Source organism: Bacillus sp. JJ783 (assembly GCF_036963225.1).
GTDB lineage: Bacteria > Bacillota > Bacilli > Bacillales > Bacillaceae_G > Bacillus_A > Bacillus_A cereus_U.
On sequence record NZ_JBALMG010000077.1, the window covers coordinates 7,131 to 8,868 of the forward strand.

Here is a 1,738-nt window from a genome sequence, read left to right on the forward strand (position 1 = left end):
TATTTCCTCAACTTCTTTTGTCGGTCCTTTCACTTCTTCTTTTGTTTCCTCAACTTCTTTTACCGGCTCTTTTACTTCTTCTTTTGTTTCTTCAACTTCTTTTACCGGCTCTTTTACTTCTTCTTTTTCAACTATATTTTGAATCACTGTTCCGTTAAATCTTATACTAATTTCATCAGAATCTAACTCGAATTTATATACCTTTTCGCCTGGAGTACTCCATTTTATTACTCCGTTATTAAGCGTTCCCGCCTCACTTGTCAATTTAATATTCTCAATAGTTTCTCCTTCTAAATCATATACAGGAACTTGAATTTCTTCATTTACTTTTGCATCATTTAAAACGATTTTTTGTCTTCCGACATCAATTGTAAACCACTGACCTAACTGTATTAACGGCCTTACATCACGAATCTCATTTCCAGCTAATTTTAGACTAATTAAGTCTAACATCGAGCCAAGAACCGATACATCTTTAACACGATTGTCTGCAAGATTTAACCACTGTAGATTTTTCAATAAAGATAACGGTGTTATATCTTCAATTTGATTATGAGATACATTCATAGCGTTCAATTGTTTCAAGTTCGAGATGAACTCAATATTTTTCAAGCCCACTCCTTCTAAAGTTAAGTTTTCTAAATTCACCATGGACTCTAAACCAGTTACATCCTTTATCTCTTTTCCTTTTTCTTTAAGTATCTCTAATGTTTTAATCTGTAATAAATCCTCTTTTGTTATAGGGGCATTGAGATTCTCTCTACCTAAATTCTCTTTATTAATATGTTGTTGTAAAGTTTTATCAAGAATTACATTTTCACTTTCTTTTTGTTTTTCAACTATATTCTGTATAACCATCCCATTAAACCTTATTTTACTTTCAGCAGAATTCGTATCTAGTTTAAATTCATATATTTTTTCTCCAGGGCTATTCCATTTTATAAATCCGTTATTCAGAGTAGCTCCCTCACTTTTTAAATTAATATTTTGAAGTGGTTCTCCTTTAAGATTATATATTGGAATTTTTATTGCTTCATCTACGCTTGCTTTATCTAAAAAGATTTTTTGTCTCTGAATGTCAATCCAAATTCGCTTACCTAGTTCTTGAACAGGCCTTATATCAAAAATCTCATTCGCTGCAAGGTTTACTTCGTGTAAATTTGTTAGCTCGCCAAGTGCTGATATATCAGAAATATAATTTTCTTCTAAATTCAGTACTTGTAATTTTCCTAATTTTGATAATGGTGATATATCTTTTATTTCACTATCAGCAATTTCTAGTTCAATAAGATTACTCATTTTACTAATAGGCTCAACATCACTAATTTTATTATTTCCTATCCATAGTAGTTTCACATTCTTTAACTTCTCAATACCCGAAAGATTACTAATTTGATTATTTGCTAAGTATACTTCTTTTAAAGATGACACTGTAAATAATGGTGTAAGATCTTTTATATTATTACCGATTAAATCTAATGTTTTAATCTTTTTCATTTGACTTAATGGTGTAAGATCCGCAATTTTGTTATCTCTTAAAAAGAGCATGTCAAGATTCTCTAGCTTAGAAACGGGTTGAATGCTTTCAATTGGATTAGAGGATAAATCTAAATATTTCAAATGTCTCAATTCTGAGATAACAGATATGTCTGTTACATTAGACTCTCTTAATGTCAACTTCTCTAAGTTTGTCATATATTCTAAACCAGCTATTTCATTTATTCCTTCACCTGAATAT

General features: G+C 30.1%; 1 protein-coding gene. It reads right to left on the bottom strand.

The window, feature by feature from the left end; genetic code table 11:
- On the bottom strand, window positions 1-1,738 hold a 1,738-nt coding region (locus V7038_RS17090), incomplete at both ends, for a leucine-rich repeat domain-containing protein (RefSeq protein ID WP_335471055.1).